Source organism: Seonamhaeicola marinus (assembly GCF_008085455.1).
Genome location: NZ_VSDQ01000060.1, coordinates 1 through 402, shown reverse-complemented (window position 1 = coordinate 402; position 402 = coordinate 1). Strand labels below are relative to the sequence as shown.

General features: G+C 38.8%; 1 protein-coding gene. It reads left to right on the top strand.

Annotated features, from left to right (window positions below; translation table 11 throughout):
- Positions 1-402 (top strand): 5'-3' exonuclease (locus FUA24_RS00385; RefSeq protein WP_317131910.1); only part of this gene is annotated, 402 nt, incomplete at both ends.

The window sequence follows — 402 nt, the reverse complement described above, 5'->3', positions numbered from 1 at the left end:
AACATTCCAGGTTTACCAGGTGTTGGCGAGAAAACCGCGAAAAAATTCCTGAAAGCCTACGGAAGTATGGAAGGTTTATTTGAAAACATCCACGAGCTGAAAGGTAAAATGAAGGAGAAAGTAGAAGCTAATCAAGAATTAGGCTTACTATCGAAAAAACTGGCTACCATAATGCTTGATGTTCCGGTGAAATTTGATGAAAAAGATTTTGAGATGTGCGATCCGGACATTGAAGCGGTTAAAACCATTTTTCAAGATTTAGAGTTTAGAAGACTCACTGAAAACTTCTTAAAAACTTTTGCTGCTGAAGATACTCAAGCAACTGCTGAAACAACATCGAAAACCGAGGAAAAAGCGAAACCAAAAACAACCTCAACGGCTGGTGCAGGTCAATTTTCCCTA